Origin of the sequence: Anaerostipes sp. AF04-45 (assembly GCF_003461725.1) — a bacterium.
In the GTDB taxonomy this organism is placed as follows: Bacteria; Bacillota; Clostridia; order Lachnospirales; family Lachnospiraceae; genus Anaerostipes; species Anaerostipes caccae.
Map to the genome: position 1 here is coordinate 1,145 of NZ_QTXQ01000012.1, position 20,788 is coordinate 21,932.

A 20,788-nucleotide genomic window follows, 5' to 3' on the forward strand; every position below is an offset into this window, starting at 1 on the left:
TCTGTCTGTCTGTCTGTCTGTCTGTCTGTCATAGTATACCAGTTTCTAAGCATGTCTGTCAACCCCTTTTTATACAAAATTAAAAAGTATTTTTCTTTTCCTAATACAAGTTAATTTTACACTATTTTTAAGCACCTGTCTATAATATTTCAGCATTCATCAAACATAGCAATAGAATAAATTCGGTATGTTCGCTTACTGTCGTTTCTTTACTTCACAGTATAGAAAAAGACATTCTATTTCAAGTATCGTTCTCCATATCTCTGCATTTCTTAGTATAAGTCGTTATACAATGTTCTTTCATTTGTTGTGCTATTGTCGTAAATCCTTCAATATTTCCTCTTGCTCATTCATTTAAATGCAGTATTTATAAGGCTTTTCTTTGTTCCCGTAGTGTTTTTCAGTTCAAAGAAGTCACGGAGTCTCTTTCCTGAGAGGTAAAAAAGAAAAATGCAGCAAAACAGGATCATGTTTCTGTTTTGCTGCATCATATCATATAATCAGGATTTTTCCCTTAATTTTCTTTTATTCTTTGTCATCGGTTTTCAGCGCTCGCATGGAATTAAGAATTGCGATTACAGATACTCCGACATCTGCGAAGACCGCTTCCCACATATTTGCCATTCCGGCTGCGCCAAGAGCCAATACAAGAGCCTTCACCCCTAAAGCGAACACAATATTTTGTTTCACGATCCGCAGTGTTTTTCTTGAAATATGAACGGTGGAGGCAATCTTTCTGACATCGTCGTCCATCAATACTACATCCGCGGCTTCTATGGCCGCATCAGATCCCATGCTCCCCATGGCAATCCCAATATCTGCTCTTGTAAGCACCGGAGCATCATTAATACCGTCTCCGGCAAAAGCAAGCTTTTCTTTGTCCCTCTGATTTTCCAGGAGCTTTTCCACCTTAACTACTTTATCGCCCGGCAGGAGTTCTGCGTATACTTCATCAATCCCTAATTGTGCGGCAACAGATTCAGCTGCCTCTTTCCTGTCTCCGGTGAGCATGACACATTTTTTAACACCTGCCTGCTTCATGCGTTTGATTGCCTCTTCTGCCCCGTCTTTTACCGTATCAGAAATGACAATGGCACCTGCAAACACTCCCTCAGAGGCCACGTAGACGACAGTTCCGCTGCTTTTGCAGGAGACATAGTCGATGTGCTGCTGTCTCATCAGCTTGCCGTTTCCGATTAGAATTTCTTTTCCATCGATCAAAACACGGATTCCGTGTCCCGCGATTTCCTCAGCGTCGGACACACGGTTCATATCCGCTGTTTTTCCATATGCCTCTTTGATAGAACCTGCAATCGGGTGATTCGAATATCCTTCACCCAATGCCGCCAGTTCAAGAAGTTCCTCCTCGCTGCATCCCTGCGGCAGGATCTCCGTCACTTTAAATTCGCCCTTTGTCAAAGTTCCTGTCTTGTCAAATACGATGGTCGTCATCTCAGATACGGCTTCCAGATAATTACTTCCTTTGACCAGCACACCGAGCCTTGAGGCAGCACCAATCCCTCCGAAAAATCCCATAGGCACTGAAATCACCAGCGCACATGGACAGGAGATGACAAGAAAAATACAGGCTCTCTGAACCCATTCACCCCAGCCTCCTCCTAAGATCAGCGGAGGAAGTACTGCAAGAATCACAGCACCGATCGTTACCACAGGGGTATAATATTTTGCAAATTTGGTAATGAAATTTTCTACATTTGCCTTCTTGCTGCTGGCATTTTCCACCAGTTCCAGAATCTTTGCAACAGTGGAGTCTTCGAATTCTTTCGTCACTTCTACTTTCAGTGTACCGCTTCCGTTGACGCACCCGCTGATCACTTCATCGCCTGCGGCTGCCTTTCTTGGAACGGACTCGCCGGTCAGTGCGGCTGTATCGACCAGGGATTCCCCCTCAATGACCACACCGTCCAAAGGAATTCTTTCCCCCGGCTTTACAACAATAAAATTTCCTATTTCCACTTCATCAGGATCAACCTGTGTAAGCACTCCGTCAACCTCAATATTCGCATATTCGGGGCAGATATCCATCATTTCTGAGATAGACTGGCGGGATTTTCCCACCGCATAACTCTGGAACAGCTCTCCCACCTGATAAAACAGCATAACGGCCACTGCTTCAGAATACTCTTTCACTCCAAAGGCCCCGAACGTGGCAATCATCATGAGAAAATTTTCATCAAATATCTGTCCGTTTTTGATATTTCTGGCTGCTTTGAAAATAATGTCATAGCCGATCACCAGATACGGAATCAGATAAATCACAAACAAAGCCCATGAACCTTCCAAACTTTCCAGCTTTCCCGTATGTTCCGCAATCATCAGCCCTGCAAGCAGGAAAAATGCCGCGATGATCCGGATCAGCATCTTTTTATGTTTTTTTGTCATAATTATAGTCTCCTTATATTAAAAAATAAAACCCGGAGTGAGGGATCGGCTCCGTTCCATCCGGGTTTTATCAGCTAGATGAGTATCCTGCAGTCAGGCTCAACCTTGGCACAGGTACTGACAACCTTCTGCATGATCTCATCAAACTTTTCATCTTCTGCGCTGATCGTCATTTTCTGAGTCATAAAACTTACACTGGCATCATTTACTCCCGGTATTTTTTTAATTGCCTCTTCCATTTTTGCCGCACAATGTGCACAGTCTAAATCCTGTAACTTAAATTTTTTCTTCATAATATCCTCCCATTTTAATTATGATTATTCCTCAATATGATCTCTTCCCTGAGCGATGATCGTTCTTACGTGACCGTCTGCCAGTGAATAAAAAACCGATTTCCCTTCTCTTCTGGATTTTACAAGCCTTGCCTGCTTCAGTATCTTCAGCTGATGTGAAATGGCAGACTGAGTCATATCAAGAGCCTCCGCCAGGTCACACACACATACTTCTGCTTCAAACAAAACAAACAGAATCCTGATCCTTGTAAAATCTCCAAAGACCTTAAAAAGGTCTGCCAGATCCTGCAGTTCACTTTCCTCGGGCATTTTTTCATTTACTGTTTTCAGAAGGTCATCATGGACCTGATAGGTATCACAGCAGTCTATATCATGTACTGTCAACTTCTCACCCTCCTTTTTATTATTATATTCATTCATATGAACAATCATTCATATGTTATATTTATAATAGCTCTCTTTTATCAAAATGTCAATCATAAAAAATAAAATATATTCATATTTCACCTGATCCTTTGAATATTTATGAAACAAGGTTTATAATAAGAAAATTAAAGCAGGAAAGGAGGATAAAATATGAAAATCTATACAGAAGTACAGTTTCAGAGTCACAATGTGCTCGTCGCAGATGTGGAAAAGGCAGTGAAGGAGGACATCAAATCAAAAGGTGTAAAATTAAATTCCCTGTCATCATTGGAAATCTATTATCAGCCGGAAAATTTGTCTGTATTTTATGTGGCAAAAGCAAAAGACGGCACTTCTATTTCTAATGAGGAACCGCTGAGCCTTGAATAACTCAGATACTATCGCTACATAATTATTTTTTAAGCAGGGGCTGCTGTGCGAAAAACGTACAGCAGTTCTTCTTGTCAGAACAAAGCGGGCAGGACGAAAAAAAGAGCCAGTCCTTGAAGTATCTGGCTCATAGTTTCAGTCATCATCTGACAATGCTGATTGATGTACAGAAACAATCTTCCTGCAGTTTTCATTCTTCCGGCTCATTAAATACCTTTCGAAGGTACTCTTCTTTCTCCTTTGTCAGTTTCTTGCCCTTTATAGCTTTGATCAGTGCAACTTTAGAACCGCCATACCAAAAATCAACAAATTTCAGTACCTGTTCTCTTTTGTATTTTTTTTCGTCTACCAAAGGCTTGAGATAAGAAAATCTTCCTCTTCTCTCAATTTTAACAAATCCTTTTCCTTCGATGCTTGTTAAAAATGTACGGACCGTAGATCTTTTCGCATCCCAGTCAAACATTTCTTTCAGTTTATCCTGAAGATCCTGAATGGAAATCTCCCGATTCTCTGCCCATACACACTTCATGATCAGTTTTTCCCGGTTTGTCAAATCTCTGTCTATCATCGGCGTCTCTCCTTATTATTTATTTAATCAATTAACATCATTTTGTAAATTATATCATATTATTTGCTCAGTTTCAAGTTTTAAATGCAGATACTTCAAAAAAATGCCAAAAAAAAGAGAAAACACAGGTTATTTCTGTGTTTTCTCCCGAAAGACATGGCGTTTAAGCAGTTATTTGCTTTTTGCTCATTCCCCAAAAGTAATCAGACCGGCTGATAATACAGTCCATGCTTTGTACAGTACCAGAACAGCCTGCCGTGACCGAAAGCGGGAATCCTCGTCTGCATATCCCATTCGGGATAGAGTCTGCGTACCATCATACTGTCACCCGTCAGCAGCGCAGCAAAAGAGATATAATGATCTCTTGTCATTTCATGTGGAGACGAAATAAAGTAATCATTTTCAATAGACTCCACCTTCAAACGTTCATCTTCCGGTGCTTTCCGGGCCTGTACTGCCCTTAACTTCTTTCCGCAGCAGGAAACCGCCGTATCTGCCAGAGCAGTCACCAGATTACCGCAGTTTGGACAGATATAAAATTGCATATGTTTCATATTTCCTCCTAATACTTCGTTGACATCGAGCCTGCCTGAGAGCAGTTTTTCCAGGTCTACGTCAAAAACCCCGGACAGTTTCGGAAAAAACGAAATATCAGGGCATCCCAAACCGCGTTCCCATTTTGATATCGTTTTATCGCTGATATTCATGTGCTCTGCCAGCTGCATCTGCGTCAGCTGTTTCTCTTTTCTCAATGTTTTAATAAGTTTTCCTATCTTTTGACTGTCCATATCAATTCACCTCATCTGCTATTATAAAAAAAGACTCCCGGGAATACAATCAACGCTGCGTAGAGTCCGGAACCCGGTCAAATATCAGAGCATGATATATCTCTTCTTTCGTATTGCATTTTAATATTCTCTTAAGGCGTTTTTGTTCCTTGCCGACAGCAACGATCTCTTTGATCAGATCTAAATATTCCTTTTCTCCCGTTGAAGCAAAACAGAAGACTAAGTTCACCTGATGCTGTTCTTTCCTGAAACAGATTCCTTCCTTTGAAACCAATACGCTTAACCCATCCTGTATCACTCCGGAATCCTTCCCGGCATGAGCCAGTGCCACACCCTGACTGACCACGATATAGTCTCCGTACTCTTCTACTTTTTCTATTGCCTCTTGTGTATATCTCGGCTCAATATAGCCGAATTGTTCAAGCGGTTTTGCCGAACGCCTTATGGCCTCTTTCCAGCTGCAGGGAGCTGCATGGATCGTGATAAATTCTTTATTTAACAGCTCTGCCATCGCACTTTCTTCCTCCGGATCTTTTTTTAAGCCCATAAGCATAGATTCAATCTTGTCATATATTTCTGCCGGCAGCCGGTCATCATCCATTAATTCCTCAAGATCCTCCAATATTTTCTTCTTTTTCTTTTCTGCCGGCAAATTTATCTGTTTCTGGCTTTGAAAGACTTCTTTTTGGATTAAATTTAAATCCTTCATAGTCAAAAAAGGATTGACTGTGATCACTTTATACTGGTCTGCCTCAATATGTACTGTCGATAGAATAAAATCAATCTTTTGTTCCATTTGCTCCAGTTCACTGACCACTTCACCCGCGGCAAGAACGCCTGCAATTTCAAAATCAAAATAGTTTTTAATCTGTGCTTCCAAATATTTTCCCGTAGCCATGCTGCCGGGACAAACAATCACGATGGAAAGCTTCGGGATATAGTATCTCCGGTTTCTGATCACCGCCACACAAATATGGATAACGATTGATTTTTTCATATTGGTACTTAATTTATAAGATAAAAAAGATTCTAAAATATAAGAATATTTCTCTACTAATGTCTCCAGCAATTCATAATTCATGGGCAGATCATAATTTTTAGGGAATTCAACTTCATAGTTCCCCCAGTCCTTCATGCTTTTAATATGCATCAAAAGTGAATCAATTAATTTATCGTCATTGGTCAATTCTAACCGGAGCTCCTGATCAATTTGTGAAACAAAAAACATAATAATCTTATACAGCTCAACTTCGTCTACCGTCTTTACAAACGAATATAAATTATTTTTTTCAATATAGGTCCTGAAGCAGGCAATCATTTTTTCTGTCACCGGAACTTCTAACATGTAGCCTGCATACAGCATCATATGATCGATGTTTGTTAATTTCGACTTTTCCGTTACCAGTTTATCTGTACCGGCATGATCGCGTTCACGGAAGTTAAAAGCTGCAAATAAATATAAAACAATGTCATAAAATATATCTTCAATGAAGACCAGATTATTTATCTTCATATAATCCTGCATATAAGAAAACAGCTCTGAAAATGTATACTGAATCTTCATTTTATCAAGCATCAATCTCTGGAAATATCCGTCATTCTTAATATTAACTGCGATTTTTTTATAGAGTGAAACCAGCAGTTCCAATGACGCCTCATAGCTGCACGATAATTTGATTCCCTTTCCGCTGTCCAAGAGAAGCTCTGCATCGCTGGGTATCAAAATCTGTTTGACTGCGTCGATGTCACTCATGATCGTAATACGGCTTACATAGAGCTCCTCTGCAAACCGGTGCATCGTCGTGTAATGGGGATTCGCAATCAATTCAAGCATAATATAAATCTGCCGTTCTTCCGGTGACAGTTTATACATATACATGTCCATTTGATATAAGTTCTTTTCTACTGTTTCTCTGTCAAGCACCCCCCCCCAAATTTGAAACTTCCGTCCTCAGTTATTAAAATCTCCTCCATCGAGATCGTCTTGAGGAAATCATTGATCTCATTAATATCATTTTTTAACGTTCTCCTGGAGATATCATACCTGGACATAAACTGCTTTGCAGATATATCGTTTTCCTTTGATCTCAGTATTGCCTGCATTATCTCGGTGCTTCGTCGTTTCATGGCATATCACTTTCCTCTTTATAATAAAAGAAACAGACATTATAGATTTTTGTCTCTCTATAATGTCATATTCTCTTTCAAGTTTATCCTAATTTTGTTTCCAGCAGTTTTGTAATATCTTCCAGCGGCATGCTGCTGCATTTTTCCAGACTGCCTTCATCTAGTACAAACTGCATTAACTTCTGAAGAAACTCTAAATGATCATCTGCCCCTTTGATTGCCAGATTGAACACCAGCCTCGTATCAATATACTCTTCGCTGTCATCCATCCTGTAAAACCGGACCGGTCGGTCTAATCTTAAGAAGCAGATACAATTTTCTTTTATCCCCTCTGCCTTACTGTGCGGTATGGCCACCGGTATGCCGGCCGGCAGCCCTGTGGGATATTCCCGCTCTCTTTCAATGCAGGAATCTGTGAATGATCTGCTGACACTTCCACGTTCCATCATGCATGTTCCGCAAATCCTGATCGCTTCTTCCCAGTCTTTTGCACTTCCCTCTGTCGCTATGTATACATTTTTTGAACTCACTGCGGTCACTCCTTTGTTTTATGGCTGTATCTACATTCCGAAAAGCTTACTTATAAAGCAGATGATTACGGTTCCCAGATTATATCCAAAAGATCCGTCCGCTACCATTCCCTGTATTTTCAGGCCCGTCACTGAAAGCATCTTTGTACACTCCGGCACAAACATATTGACAAAGAATGTGATCAGAAACATGGATGCGATGGAACAGATCAGGCTCCTCAACAGGTTCCCTTTGCTGGCCAGCACGCACATAACCGTGGTGTAGCACACAATTCCCAATAGTCCAATCGGGAAATACACCATATTCGGAATGATAAATGCAAATAAGATTGTGATTGGGATACAAATCGCAGTACAGGTAATACATGCGGGATCTCCCAGCCCCAGAGCCACATCCATGCCGATGAATAATTCCGCATCTTCCCCCATATGTTTTTTCATATAAGCACTTGCTGCATTTCCGATCGGTGTAAGTCCTTCCATCATGATAGAGACCATTCTTGGGATCAGGATCAATACACTGGCAATTCCCATACCAATTCCAAAGATCGTTGTAGGCGCCTGTCTCGTAAGTAATCCCAGAAAAATTCCTACGATCAGACCTACAAATGCCGGATCTCCAAAGAAGCCTAACTTTTCTTCCAGCTTTTTCATGTCAATATCGATGTCTTTTACTCCCGGAATATGGTCGATCAGCTTGTTAATGACCCAAGATAAGGGATACATAAAAGTAGTAAAAGACAAGGTTGAACAGGTTGTTCCATCGAGGCCGAAAAAATCCTGCCATTTATGTGCGATCGCCTGCCCGGCGTACAGTGCTGCAATGGAAAGTCCAACTGTGATTGCCAGGCCGAGCACCGCGTTTCCCCAAAGTGCATAGGCCAGGGCTCCGGGGATCAGAAAATGAATGTAATTCCAAATATCCACATTCAGTACCTTCGTCAGCCCCGCTCTCAGCAGGATAAAGTTTGCGATTACGATCAGCGGCACCGCGATCGGCGCAAACGGTACGGTCCATGAGGCTCCGCCCACGGCTGCAAATCCGATATCTGCGGCCGTAAAACCGCTTCCCATTTTTTGATAGTATTGTGTAATCGGTTCAATCGTGGCTGTGAGCAGACCAACCGTTAAACTCAATCCCTGGAAACCGATTCCTACCATTAATCCGGCCTTCAGCGATGCCCCAAACTTCATCCGGAACACGAGTCCCAGAATACAGATCATGATTGGAAGCAGGGCAACAGCACCCATATTCAATAAAGCCTGAACCGCTTTTAATAAAATATCCATATGTCTCTCTCCTATCTTTTCTAAAGCTGATCACTAATTTTCATTTTGAAGCCTGTGGCATGTTTCTATGATCTCATCCCTGATCTTATCCTCATTGATCCCCGAGATCAGCCCAAATACTTTGATCAGAGGTTTCTCTAATTTCTGCCGGTAATTTGTTGTCACCATAACTATGTCTACATCTGCCTGTTTTGCCGGGATTTCTGTCATTGTGCTTTTTATGATCTTTGCCGGAATCCCAGCATCCTTACATATTTTCTTTACCGCTTCCTGTGCAACGGTAGAGGTGGCCACTCCGCTTCCGCAGGCCACTAATATTTTCAATTCTTTTGCCATAATCTTTCATCTCCTATTCTTCATTCGGAAGCAATACGACTTTGATTGCCTCCCCTGTTCTAGTCAGCTCTATCCCCTTGTTTATCTCACTTAACGGCAGTACATGAGTGATGAATTTTTCCGTCGGAAAAGCATCGGAAATTGCCAATTCATAAGATTTCTGCACCTGCATGCTGTTGGCACCGTAGTGTCCGTAAATCCACAGGCTGTTATAATGAATATAGTTTGAATCTATTTCTGTCAAAGCTCCCTTAGGCACTCCGCCGAAGAATACGATGATTCCGCCTTTTTTTGCCATAAAAACGGCCTGTGACTGTGCAGCTGTTGATGGATTTGCGGAGATCACTTTTTCCGCTCCTTTTCCCCCGGTCAGCCTTTTTACGGCTTCGATCGGATCTTCTTTTGTGCTGTTCACAATATGATCGACTCCAAACTGCTTTGCTGTCTCTAAGCGCTTGTCGTTGATCTCGATCATGATGATCTTTTTAGCTCCGCGGATCTTTGCCAGCTGTGCATGGAAACAGCCGATAGGACCGGCTCCTATGATCACAACCGTATCTCCCAGAGTGACATTTACGTTTTCCTGACATGCATAGACAGAAGATAATGGTTCTCCCAGTGATGCACTGTTGTAATCGACCCCGTCCGGGATTGGATATACAGCATCTGCATTAAGCTGCTCCGGAGGCACCGGGAGATAATCTGCAAAGCCTCCCTGACGGTTCGCATAGTCTCCTGCATTTTCACAGTTTTCACTGTGGCCGCTCCTGCATGCTTCACACTTTAAACAATGTTCTACCGGATAAACATAAAGCCGGTCCCCTACGGCATATGTAGTAATCTCCGGTGAAACTTCCGCAACTTCCCCAACCACCTCGTGACCATAAATGTGGGGATAATCTCCCTTTCTCGAATCTGTCGTTAGGTTTCTGATATCTGACCCGCAGAGTCCGATGGCTTTAACCTTTAGCAACAGCCCTCCTTTGGGGCATGCTGGTTTCTCGGTTTCTTCCACCCTGATATCATTTGGTCCGTACATAATTGCTGCTTTCATTTTAAAATTCCCTCCTCTTCCTTATTTCTTATTTCTGTTTCTTTTGCTTCCCGGGTGGTGTTCGAATAATGATTCCAATTTATCATCCGGAATATCTGTGATCGTGCCGACTTCTCCTGCAATCTTCGCAATTTTCAATACTTCCTCTGCCGCCTCGATAATTTTCACTGCATCTTCTAATGTCTGCCCAACGGCTACACATCCGTGATTACCAAGCAAAACCAGATCATGTTCTTTCATTGCCTCTTCAATTCCATCTGCAATGTGGATCGTTCCCGCCTCTCCATAAGGCAGACACGGAATCTCTCCGAAAACTAAGGAAAATGTGGTAGAACATTTCAGTTTAATTGTCTGATTACAGTACGCATAGGCTGTTAAATACGGAGCATGGATATGTGCCACTGCATTGCAGTCAGGCCTTGCTTTCAGTGCAGCCTCATGGAGCAGATATTCGCTGGACCGGTTCACACTTCCCGCAATCTGTTTCCCGTCTTTTACAACTGCTACCATGTCTTCGTCTACAAATGCTTTTCTAGTCCCTGAAGGTGTGATATATAATTCTCCGGTTTCACGGTCTAAAATTGATATATTTCCCTCTAGTGTATTCACCAAGCCTTTTGCATCCAATAATTTTGCATAAAGAACGATTTCCTTCTTAATGTCATTTACCTTGTTTGCCATTTTAATCTCCTTTTGAATAGTTTTTTTGCTTCTGCTAATTCATGAATTAGGATGTTGTGTGGTATGAATTCAGTATATCGTTCACACTTTTCATTCTCAAGACAAAAGCCTTACCCCTGTTCTGACAGTGTTTTTTACTATCTGGTTAAAAATATATCCATGCATCCGGACAAAATTTGACTAAAGACATTTTCCACACGATTTCCGTTCGGCTCTTAGAATGCCTCACTCCAATCGTGTGGAAAATGGACATATTATCTGCTGGAAAGGTATTCTTTGTATAAAATGGGTTATTCAATATAAGGTTTCTTTATTCATCAGCCTTCTCCAGAAGAAACTATGTCCATTTTGACCAGTTTGGAGGCTTTGCTGAAAGTTAGAAAATCTTACATTTCTGAGACAGCAAGCCGGAAAACTGGTCAAAATGACATACAAAAAGAGCCGCATTCACTGCGGCTCCCATTTCAATATGCAATCATATTTTTACCTTATAACTTTATCATAAAAGTCATAAAACTTTAATATCCTCAAAAATGTAATGCGGTCTCTGATATACGGCGCGATTTTGGCCGTCTTTTCTCTCATTGATAAATCAAAGCCAAGATCCTGAAGACCAGCAGTTCCGTTCACTTTCCGAAGCATTTCTTCTATTTCTTCCGGCTTCGGAATTTCTTCGATTATCGCAGTGATTTCTTTTGTCTTCTGCTTTAATACTGCTGGATCTATCGTATCCAGAAGATTCGGATCATTGGTTTTTTTAATATTTTCACAGAGTTCTTTGTTCGTAAATATACGTTCAATCAGATCTGTCTCCACATCCACAGATTCTTTGATCTCAAACTTACCCTGTCTTAAATAATCAGCCGCCTTATGGTATATATCGCTGGCCAAAACAAGCCCAACTCCGACTTTTTCTCCGTGATACGCACTGATTTCCTCATTGATAACTGCCATTTCCCAAAAATGTGCCATATGATGCTCCGAACCGGATGCCGGACGGGAATTCCCTGTCATCTGCATGGCTAGGCCCGATAGAAGCAGCCCGTACATTAATTCTTCATATGCGGCAATTTCTCCTCGTATCAGCCCTTCCAATGATTTTTTCAAGTTATCCAAAGCTTCATACTCCATGCTGCAGATTCTGCTGCAGATAGATTCACCGTTTAAGAGATGTGTGATCTTCCAGTCTGCAAGCGCCGTATATTTTCCCAGAAGGTCCCCCACACCTGAGGCCGTCAGACGCATTGGTGCATGAGCGATTACGCGGCTGTCAGCGACTACAAGGATCGGTGAGACCGCAATCATACTTTTTTTAAACCCGTACCATGACATGGCGGCTACTGTGGAAACATATCCGTCTACACTGGCTGCCGTAGGCACGGAAATGAATGGAATCTGATCTTCATATGCATGATACCTTGTGAGATCATGGATGGTTCCGGAGCCAACTGCGATCAGGCAGTCGATGCCTTCCATCTGCTCCAATGCTTTCCGGACTTTTTGTACACCGATCTCATTGGCATGGAGATTTTCAGGATTCAGTTTTATAACCTTGATCCCGCGGATGAGTCTCTCAACTTCTTTTCCCGCTGCCTCATATGTATGATCGTCACAGACCATTGCGAAATTGCGGTACTGGGTATAAGGATCTTTTTGTAAAAACTCCGGTATCCTTTGCAGTGCCCCCTGCTCCAGGATCATATCCTTCACCTTCAGCCGGTGCTCCTTCCCACAGGTACATTTTCCGGTAAATTCTTTCATATCTATTCTCATATGTTTCTCCCTTCTAAGAAAATAAAATCCGCTTTTCTTTATGATATATTTTGTTTAAAGGATCTTCAAGATCAGTTTGTTTCCTTTCTCCCATACCAAAACTTTACCAGCCGGAAAAGGAGCAGTATCCCAACTCCTTTGATCTGCCTCATAGCTGCACTCGTTTTTTCTCCCGTTAAACAGAAAAATGGAACGCCGTTTGAAGAAGCGTTCCATTTTCTATTATACTATTTTTCATTGTGGAGCAGTTTATGTTCCTTCCCTTTCAGAATTCCGTCATAAACGGTCGCCACAATCGGATTCTGGCTGGAAAGCTTGATCTGGGCCATCTTATCGATCTTATACAGACCCTCAACTCTCGCTTTCTTTGTCCTCGGCCCGATCGGCACAGGCTGGCCTCCTCCGGTAATGCATCCTCTCTTGCATGCCATGACTTCAACAAAGTCATAATAGATCTCTCCCGCATCCAATTTATCCAGTACCTCTGAGGCACATTTGAGACCATTGACTACCGCGATCTTTACGTCCCTGTCTCCCAGCTTAACGGAAGCTTCTTTGATCCCGTCCACGCCCCGGACACCGGTAAAACTGATGGCCTCCAGATCTTCTGCCCGGTCGCTGTTCATCAGACGGCGCAGGACAGCCTCTGTCACTCCTCCGGTCACACCAAAGATTGCTCCTGCCCCGGAAGAGATTCCAAACGGCATATCCAGAGCCTCCGGCTCTACCTGAGTAAGGTCTATCCCTGACTCCTGAATCATGCGGGATGCCTCGGTCGTTGTCAGAACATAGTCTACATTTTGTTCCCCTTCATTGAAATGTTCCGGCCTCGTGATTTCTGCTTTCTTTGCGGTACACGGCATGATCGATACGACCACAGTTTTCCTTGAGTCGTCTGCCTCACCCATCCGTGCCTCTTCCTTGATCAGCGCTCCGAACATCTCCTGAGGAGAACGGCAGGTTGAAATATTTTTTCTGAACTGCGGATACCGGTTCTCACAAAATTTCACCCATGCAGGACAGCAGGAAGTGAATAACGGAAGATTATCACCGGATTCAAGCCGTTCTACCAGTTCTTTGGATTCTTCCATGACCGTTAAGTCTGCGCCGAAGTTTGTATCATAGACTTCATCAAATCCGATCCTTCTGAGTGCGGCTACAAGACGCCCCAGGACATTCTCTCCTTTCGGAATTCCGAACTTGTCTCCCACGGCTACGCGCACGGCGGGAGCAATCTGGACAACAACCCGTTTTTCCGGATCAGACAGCGCTTCCCAGACTCTTTCAATGTCCTGCTTGATCGTAATGGCTCCGGTAGGACAGACCGCACGGCACTGTCCGCATCCCACGCAGTCCGTCTGTGCCAGGTCTTTGTTAAAAGCCGTTGTCACCTGCATTTTTGACCCGCGGAATGCAAAGTCCAGGATTCCCATGCCCTGAATTTCATCGCAAGTCCTCACGCAGTCTCCGCATAAAATACATTTGTTAGGGTCTCGGATAATACATTCGGAAGACAAATCCTTCGGAAGCTGCTTTTTATTTTTCTCAAAGCGCACCTCCTTGATGCCCAGCTGTCTGGACAATTTCTGCAGGACACAGACACCGTTTTTCGTACAGGTCGTACAGTCTCTGCAGTGGGAGGCCAGCAAAAGCTCGATGATCATTTTTCTGTGATGCTTAAGCCTTGGGGTATTCGTATAGATTACCATCTTATCCCTTGGGGTCTCAGAGCAGGATGCAAAGATCCTTCCCCGGTTATCTTCCACCACACACATCCGGCATGCACCGTATGTGGAAAGTTCGGAATGATAGCAGAATGTAGGAAGATCGATCCCGGATTTTCGGATGACAGACAAAACATTTTTTTCATCTGTGAACTCTACCCTTCTGTTATTGATTGTCATATAACTCATCTTCTTCCCCTCCTACCCTTCAATATGGATCGCACCAAACGCACAGGCACTCTCACAAGCCCCGCACTTAATGCATTTATCATTGTCAATTACATACGGCTCTTTGATCCGTCCGCTGATGGCATCTGCCGGACAGTTCCTTGCACATTTGGAACATCCTTTGCAGCGTTCCGGGCTGATGATAAATCTTCTCAGGGCATTGCAGTTATGAGAAGCGCACTTCTTGTCAACCACATGCTCCACATACTCATCGCGGAACAGTTTTAAGGTACTCATGACAGGCAGGGCAGCACTTTTTCCCAGCCCGCAGAGCGCCGTCTCTGTGATCGTCGTGGCAAGTTCCTCTAAAAGATCCAGATCTTCAGGCTTCCCTTTTCCTTCTACGATCCGCTCAAGTATCTCCAGCATTCGCTTGGTTCCTTCCCGGCAGGGAACACATTTTCCGCAGCTTTCATTCTGGGTAAAGTTCATGAAAAACCGTGCCACTTCTACCATACAGGTGCTGTCATCCATGACAACAAGGCCTCCGGAACCGATCATGGCACCCATTTTTTTCAGGGAATCAAAGTCCAGATTTACATCCAGGTGCGGTGTGATCAGACATCCTCCGGACGGTCCTCCGATCTGTACCGCCTTGAATTCTCCGTCTCCCTTGATTCCTCCGCCGATGTCATAGATCACTTCCCGGAGCGTCGTTCCCATAGGCACCTCGATCAGGCCCGTGTGGTTGACACTGCCTGTCAGGGCAAACGCCTTGGTTCCGGGACTCTTTTCCGGTCCGATCCCTTTAAACCACTGTGCCCCTTCTGTGATGATCATCGGTACATTGGCGAACGTCTCTACATTATTCAGCACCGTCGGCTTTCCGAACAGTCCCTGTTCCACGGTTCTCGGCGGTTTTACACGGGGCATTCCCCGGTTGCCCTCGATGGATGCCGTCAGTGCGCTTCCCTCTCCGCAAACGAAAGCACCTGCTCCTTTATTGATATGTAAGTGGAAAGAAAAATCGGTTCCCAGGATATGATCTCCCAGAAGTCCGTATTCTTCCGCCTGTTCTATAGCCCGTTTCAGACGGCTGATTGCCAGTGGGTATTCGGCCCGCACGTAAATGTATCCTTCCTGAGCACCCACCGCATAGGCTGCAATCATGATGCCTTCGATCATCTTGTGGGGATCTCCCTCCATGATGCTCCGGTCCATAAATGCACCCGGGTCTCCCTCGTCTCCGTTGCATACGACATAGCGGATTTTCTCTTCCTGTCCGGCTACTTGGGACCACTTATACCCTGTCGGGAAACCTCCGCCTCCCCGCCCTCTTAAGTTCGACTCAGATATTTCGCTGATCACCTCTTCCGGCTTCATGTCAAACAGTGCTTTTTCCAGAGCCTCGTATCCGCCGATGGACAAATATTCCTCTATGTGTTCTGCGTCAATATGCCCGCAGTTTTTCAGCACGATTCTCGTCTGTTTTTTATAGAAGGGAATCTCTTCCTGTCTCTGATATTCAATTCCATCCCTCTTGAATAACAGATGCCTGATCGGTTCCCCCTTTTCGATCGTCCTGTGAAAAATTTCCTCACAGTCTTCCAGCTTCACCTTCGTATATAGGATTCCCTGAGGCTCGATCCTCATCAAAGGACCCATCTCGCAGAAGCCATGGCATCCGCTTTTTTTAATTCCAATCTCACCGTCTCCGTGTGCAATCTCCGGTCCGAAATGGACTTCTACGTCTGGATGTTCCCCCACTAACTCACACATCCTGTCATAGATGGCACCGGACCCTCCGGAAAGACAGCCTGTACCTGCACAGATCAGGACCCGGCACTTACTTTTGTTCATCTGCTCCCTGGAAGTCTGACGGATCTGTCCGAGAGCTTCTCTGTTTTCAATCTTTTTCATCATCTAAGCTCCTCTCAGTTCTCGAATCAGTTCAGCGGCAGCATCCGGGGTCATCGCCGGATAGACTTTGTCATTGACGGTGAGGACCGGTGCAAGACCGCAGGCGCCGAGACAGGAAACGGTCTCCAGCGTGAACATCATATCATCCGTAGTCGCTTTCTCCTCTGAAAGCCCCAGTTCACTGTAAAGACGTTCCAGAATGGAGACCGATTTGCGGACATGACAGGCTGTTCCGTTGCAGACTTTAATGATATATTTTCCTTTTGGCTCAAAAGAAAAATTTTCATAAAAGGTCGCAACACTGTACGCCTTGGCTTCGTCAATGGACAGCTTTGATGCCACATAACTTAAAAGCTCCGGCGGAAGATAGCGGTATTCTGCCTGAATATCCTGGATGATCGGGATCAAAGCAGCCTGCGTAAGCCCGTGAGATGCTATGATCTCATCTGTTTTGTCATAGTAGGCCTGGTTTAACATGAGATACCTCCTTTACGTTGTGCATTTTGGTTAAATTTTTATCAATCACCGTTAATTATATGTCAATTTTGACTGATTATCAATAAAATAAGTATAAAACTTTTCACCAAACCGCAGAAAGTCCCACAGTGATAAAAGACAGCAGTCTTTTTCACTGTGGGACTTTCTTTCATTATTTTTTACATCGCCAGTTTAAATATTTCTACAATATCTTCTGTATTTAAGCGGCGCACCCAGCCGATGCTTCCGTCCTCATGGACAACGCGTACTCGTTTCGCCATGCGCTCCATCACTTCTTCATCTAAATCCTCAACTCCGGGAACATCCCTTAATTTTGTCGGAACTCCAAGGCTTAAGAAAAACAATTCTAAACGGTCGATGGCTTCCAGTACAGTTCTCTCCGGATCGCCATAGTCCATAGACACTCCCATAACACGAGTTGCCCATTTTATAAATTTGTCCATATTGTCTTTGTACACATATTTCATCCATGCAGGAGTAATCACCGCAAGCCCTGCTCCATGAGTTACGCTCTGGTATTCACCGGATAACTCATGCTCGATGAAATGGGATGCCCAGTCGCCGGTTCTTCCCATGCCGGTCAGACCATTGTGCGAAAGGGTCGATGCCACCATGATGCTGGCTCTTGCCTCGTAATTTTCCGGATCTTTCATGAGAATCCGTCCGCAGTCCATACATGTGTGGAAAATAGCCTCACATAAATAGTCCGTCAGTATGTCATTCTCCTTTTCAGGAGTAAAATATCTCTCAAAGGAGTGAGACATGATGTCAATGATACCGCATGCCGTCTGGAATGGAGGCAGAGTCATTGTAAGTTCCGGATTTTCAATGGCAAATCTGGCACGGTTGATGTCATTGTCACAGAACCGTTTTAAGTTTTCGTCTGCTTTTGTAATAACACAGCTGTTAGACGCCTCACTTCCTGTGGCGGCAATGGTAAGAATGACACCTAGAGGAGTACTCTTTGTCGGCACATCATGAGGTACCCCGTCTTCTTCGATAAAGAAATCCCAGACGTCTCCTTCATAAGGAAGACCCATGGCAATCGCCTTTGTAGAATCGATAACGCTTCCTCCGCCGATGGCCAGAAGAAAATCGACGCCCTCTTTCTTACAGAGTTCGATCCCCTCATAAACCTTTGACAAATGAGGGTTCGGGACAACTCCTCCGAGTTCCACTACCTTCAATCCGTCTGCTTTTAACATATCGATCACTTTGTCGACAAATCCGTTTTGTTTTACAAATCCGCTGTCGTGATGTACCAGCACGGTTGTTCCGCCGTATTCTTTGATCCATTTTCCCGTTTCTTTTTCTGCATCTCTTCCCACAACCAGTCTGGTAGGGCTTAAAAATGTAAAATCATTCATTTGAATCTCCTTCCGTTTCCGTCTTAATTATTCCATATTTGCGTGACGTGCAAACAATTCCTTGTCACCCTGTTTTGTGATCCTCATCAAATCCATGACGATAGCGTCATATGTGATCCATGTCAATTCTTCAAAAGAAGACCCGGAAGACTGGACGCTGCCTTTTCCCTGGCCTGCACATTTTTCTGTCACTCCCGGAATGCGGATGGCCGCATCTGCCATAGAACCTATCTTATTTTCTGGGAACATTGTGACAGTCGCAACCTTTGCTCCCTGAGCCTTTGCAGTCTTGGCATTGGAAACTAAGCTGGCTGTATTCCCTGAGCCTGAACCGACAATCAGCAGGTCACCTTCCTGGATACTAGGAGTCGTAGGCTCCCCGACAAAATAAACCTGAAATCCCAAATGCATCAGCCGGTTAGAGAACCCTCTGGCAGCAAAGCCGGACCGCCCTGCTCCGCCTACGAAGATCCTTTTTGCGTTCATAATCAGATCTTCTACCTTTAACACGTCTTCATTCTGGATTTCTTTTGCGTTTTCCATTAATTCGTTTAAAATGGAAAAAACATTTTTGCACTCGCTCATATTCTTTCTTCCTCCTTGATTATAATAATGCATCTTGAATTGCTTTTGCTTCTGCAACCGGATCATCCGCATGACCGATAGCAGATCCAACGATCACGATATCTGGTTTTAATTCTACATATTTGCCGATAGTCTTACTGTTGATTCCTCCTGCTACGGCAATCTGAGATTTCTTTGCATTTGCTGTCATAACTTCCAGATCCTGAATAGGTTCTCTTCCCGCTGCCTGCTGGTCGGCTCCGGTGTGCACAGCCAGGATATCCACTCCGATCTCTTCCATTTTTGCGATCCTTGCCGGAAGGTCTTCCACACAAATCATATCTACGACCAGTTTTCTTTCATAATCTCTGGCAGCTTTTAAGGCTCCTTCTATTGTCAAATTATCAGAAACTCCCAAAATGGTAGCATAGGCAGCCCCTGCCTCATAGGCATAGCTTGCTTCTAAATATCCTCCGTCCATGATCTTTAAATCCGCCAGGATCTCCTTATCCGGGAAGAAACGGTGAAATTCACGCACTCCCCTCATTCCTTCGTCCATAACAAAAGGTGTTCCCACTTCAATAATGTCAACATGTTCCGCAACCTTGTCGGCAAAACGCAGGGCGTCCACAAGATTCATTTCATCCAATGCCAGCTGTAATTTCATTCTTTTTTCCTCCTAAAATTTATTTATTTGTTTTTTGGGCTGCATACTCGTTATAATATTTTAAAATTTTATTATAAATTCTGCTTCCGGCTTCGATTCCGGTATAGTGTGAAACTGCTTTTTCAATTCCGTTTTCACTGATATATGCCTGAATCTGGGCAGCCTGCTCATCCCCGTCCATGTCATATAAGAATGCTGCCGCGATTCCCTTCAGGATCAGGTCATTTGCAAGTCCGTACTCTTCACATTGAACAGCCGGTTTCACCATACGGTCTTCCGGATCCAGCTTCCGGATCGGAGCTTTAGCGATCCGCTCAACAGTATCTTTGACACCTGGTGTAGACCAGCGTCCGATGGTAGCGTCAATATAATCAACCATATCTTCATGTGCAAAACCATGTTTTTTCTCGATAAATGCGCTGGCCTGAAGCATAATGTCTCTCGTCAGTTGTTTGTTTTCCGGCACCATAAAGTAGTCCTGAATAATATCATAACCCATCTGGCGGGCGATGTAAGCTGACATCGTATGTCCGCCATTGACAACACAAAGTTTTCTTTCTAAATACTTATCGAGGTTGTCAGCATATTCTGCATCTTTGATCGGCTCGGCATCCGGGTCCACCAGCTGCTCTTTTTCAATGACAAGTTCAAATGTATTGCCCACATCAATTCCGTCCCTTCCGTCACGGTCAGCTGCAAACACCATACGGTCCACTGCTGTGCTCGGGATTCCGGCGATCTTATCCAGTTCCTCCTCTGTGAGAATCCCTGTCTTTAACAGTTCTTTCTTTAACATAACCCCGCAGTAAAAAGCATTCTCACATGGGATTACATTGACCCTTTCTTTTCCTGCGTCTAATCTGGCTTTTAATCCAGCTGCCAGGTTGTTTGCGATCTTTGGAAAATTGTCTGCGATGACTGCTGTTGTCACCAGATCGGCGTCTGTAATCGCCTGTGTCACTTCTTCCGGCTGCGTAATCGGAGATAATGCAGAGACTTTATCGATCTCTTTTCTTCTGTAATCTTCCTGGATTACATACAGGTAATAATTGTGATACTGATTCATCTCAGCATTTAATTTTTCATTTACATCGACAAACGTAATCTCATATCCTGTATTATGTAATAAGTCTGCTATAAATCCTCTGCCGATTTTTCCTGCTCCAAAATGTACCGCTTTCATAAAAATCTCCTTTTCTACAAATCATAATGTTAAAGGTGTGTTGTTTGCCTATGATCTTA

General features: G+C 43.8%; 21 protein-coding genes. 1 reads left to right on the forward strand and 20 read right to left on the reverse strand.

Annotated features, from left to right (window positions below):
• Positions 1-525 precede the first annotated feature (525 nt).
• The 3 genes from DWV34_RS14740 to DWV34_RS14750 form a co-directional block, all read right to left on the reverse strand.
• Positions 526-2,403, reverse strand: a complete 1,878-nt coding sequence (locus DWV34_RS14740; RefSeq protein ID WP_009289718.1) for a heavy metal translocating P-type ATPase — start codon at positions 2,401-2,403, stop codon at positions 526-528.
• 74 nt (positions 2,404-2,477) lie between these two features.
• Positions 2,478-2,696 carry a heavy-metal-associated domain-containing protein gene (locus DWV34_RS14745; protein ID WP_006567070.1) on the reverse strand — a complete coding sequence of 73 codons (219 nt, stop codon included), beginning with the start codon at positions 2,694-2,696 and terminating at the stop codon, positions 2,478-2,480.
• A 24-nt stretch (positions 2,697-2,720) separates the two neighbouring features.
• Positions 2,721-3,116 (reverse strand): ArsR/SmtB family transcription factor, encoded by a 396-nt coding sequence (locus DWV34_RS14750; protein WP_039930420.1) that lies wholly within the window; start codon positions 3,114-3,116, stop codon positions 2,721-2,723.
• 156 nt (positions 3,117-3,272) lie between these two features.
• On the opposite strand from DWV34_RS14750, the gene DWV34_RS14755 reads away from it, so the two are divergent.
• Positions 3,273-3,491, forward strand: coding sequence for a DUF6465 family protein (locus DWV34_RS14755; protein ID WP_006567072.1), 219 nt, complete (start codon positions 3,273-3,275; stop codon positions 3,489-3,491).
• Positions 3,492-3,681: 190 nt separating this feature from the next.
• On the opposite strand, the gene DWV34_RS14760 is transcribed toward DWV34_RS14755, so the two are convergent.
• The 17 genes from DWV34_RS14760 to DWV34_RS14840 all read right to left on the reverse strand — a co-directional run bounded on the left by DWV34_RS14760 (position 3,682) and on the right by DWV34_RS14840 (position 20,729).
• Entirely contained in the window at positions 3,682-4,059 is a 378-nt protein-coding gene (locus DWV34_RS14760; RefSeq protein ID WP_006567073.1) for a BlaI/MecI/CopY family transcriptional regulator, read from the reverse strand.
• Positions 4,060-4,262: 203 nt separating this feature from the next.
• Positions 4,263-4,847, reverse strand: a complete 585-nt coding sequence (locus tag DWV34_RS14765) for a helix-turn-helix domain-containing protein (protein ID WP_006567074.1) — start codon at positions 4,845-4,847, stop codon at positions 4,263-4,265.
• Between the two features lie 49 nt (positions 4,848-4,896).
• Positions 4,897-6,720, reverse strand: coding sequence for a BglG family transcription antiterminator (locus DWV34_RS14770; RefSeq protein WP_243000890.1), 1,824 nt, complete (start codon positions 6,718-6,720; stop codon positions 4,897-4,899).
• A 29-nt stretch (positions 6,721-6,749) separates the two neighbouring features.
• Positions 6,750-6,974, reverse strand: coding sequence for an HTH domain-containing protein (locus DWV34_RS17760; RefSeq protein WP_243000893.1), 225 nt, complete (start codon positions 6,972-6,974; stop codon positions 6,750-6,752).
• 83 nt (positions 6,975-7,057) lie between these two features.
• Entirely contained in the window at positions 7,058-7,504 is a 447-nt protein-coding gene (locus tag DWV34_RS14775) for a PTS sugar transporter subunit IIA (protein ID WP_009289721.1), read from the reverse strand.
• A 30-nt stretch (positions 7,505-7,534) separates the two neighbouring features.
• Complete coding sequence (locus DWV34_RS14780; RefSeq protein ID WP_009289722.1) at positions 7,535-8,794, reverse strand: PTS transporter subunit IIC; 1,260 nt, start codon at positions 8,792-8,794, stop codon at positions 7,535-7,537.
• 33 nt (positions 8,795-8,827) lie between these two features.
• Positions 8,828-9,130, reverse strand: coding sequence for a PTS sugar transporter subunit IIB (locus DWV34_RS14785; RefSeq protein ID WP_006567078.1), 303 nt, complete (start codon positions 9,128-9,130; stop codon positions 8,828-8,830).
• Between the two features lie 13 nt (positions 9,131-9,143).
• Entirely contained in the window at positions 9,144-10,184 is a 1,041-nt protein-coding gene (locus DWV34_RS14790; RefSeq protein WP_009289723.1) for a zinc-binding dehydrogenase, read from the reverse strand.
• A 21-nt stretch (positions 10,185-10,205) separates the two neighbouring features.
• Positions 10,206-10,865 (reverse strand): class II aldolase/adducin family protein, encoded by a 660-nt coding sequence (locus DWV34_RS14795; protein ID WP_009289724.1) that lies wholly within the window; start codon positions 10,863-10,865, stop codon positions 10,206-10,208.
• Between the two features lie 483 nt (positions 10,866-11,348).
• Positions 11,349-12,638, reverse strand: coding sequence for a sn-glycerol-1-phosphate dehydrogenase (locus DWV34_RS14805; RefSeq protein WP_118476580.1), 1,290 nt, complete (start codon positions 12,636-12,638; stop codon positions 11,349-11,351).
• A gap of 227 nt (positions 12,639-12,865) precedes the next feature.
• The gene (locus tag DWV34_RS14810; RefSeq protein WP_118476581.1) at positions 12,866-14,551 is read right to left on the reverse strand and encodes a [FeFe] hydrogenase, group A; all 1,686 of its coding nucleotides are present in this window, start codon (positions 14,549-14,551) and stop codon (positions 12,866-12,868) included.
• A 12-nt stretch (positions 14,552-14,563) separates the two neighbouring features.
• On the reverse strand, positions 14,564-16,453 hold the full coding sequence (nuoF, locus tag DWV34_RS14815; protein WP_009289727.1) for an NADH-quinone oxidoreductase subunit NuoF: 1,890 nt from the start codon (positions 16,451-16,453) through the stop codon (positions 14,564-14,566).
• Positions 16,454-16,927, reverse strand: a complete 474-nt coding sequence (locus tag DWV34_RS14820) for a complex I 24 kDa subunit family protein (RefSeq protein ID WP_009289728.1) — start codon at positions 16,925-16,927, stop codon at positions 16,454-16,456.
• A gap of 179 nt (positions 16,928-17,106) precedes the next feature.
• Positions 17,107-18,315 (reverse strand): iron-containing alcohol dehydrogenase, encoded by a 1,209-nt coding sequence (locus DWV34_RS14825; RefSeq protein ID WP_006567087.1) that lies wholly within the window; start codon positions 18,313-18,315, stop codon positions 17,107-17,109.
• Positions 18,316-18,342: 27 nt separating this feature from the next.
• A complete protein-coding gene (hxlB, locus tag DWV34_RS14830) occupies positions 18,343-18,900 on the reverse strand; it encodes a 6-phospho-3-hexuloisomerase (protein WP_009289729.1) in 558 nt (185 codons plus the stop codon).
• A gap of 19 nt (positions 18,901-18,919) precedes the next feature.
• Positions 18,920-19,546: a 3-hexulose-6-phosphate synthase gene (gene hxlA / locus DWV34_RS14835; RefSeq protein WP_006567089.1), complete on the reverse strand. Its 627-nt coding sequence runs from the start codon at positions 19,544-19,546 to the stop codon at positions 18,920-18,922.
• A gap of 19 nt (positions 19,547-19,565) precedes the next feature.
• Entirely contained in the window at positions 19,566-20,729 is a 1,164-nt protein-coding gene (locus tag DWV34_RS14840; RefSeq protein ID WP_009289730.1) for a 3-hydroxyacyl-CoA dehydrogenase NAD-binding domain-containing protein, read from the reverse strand.
• Positions 20,730-20,788 lie beyond the last annotated feature (59 nt).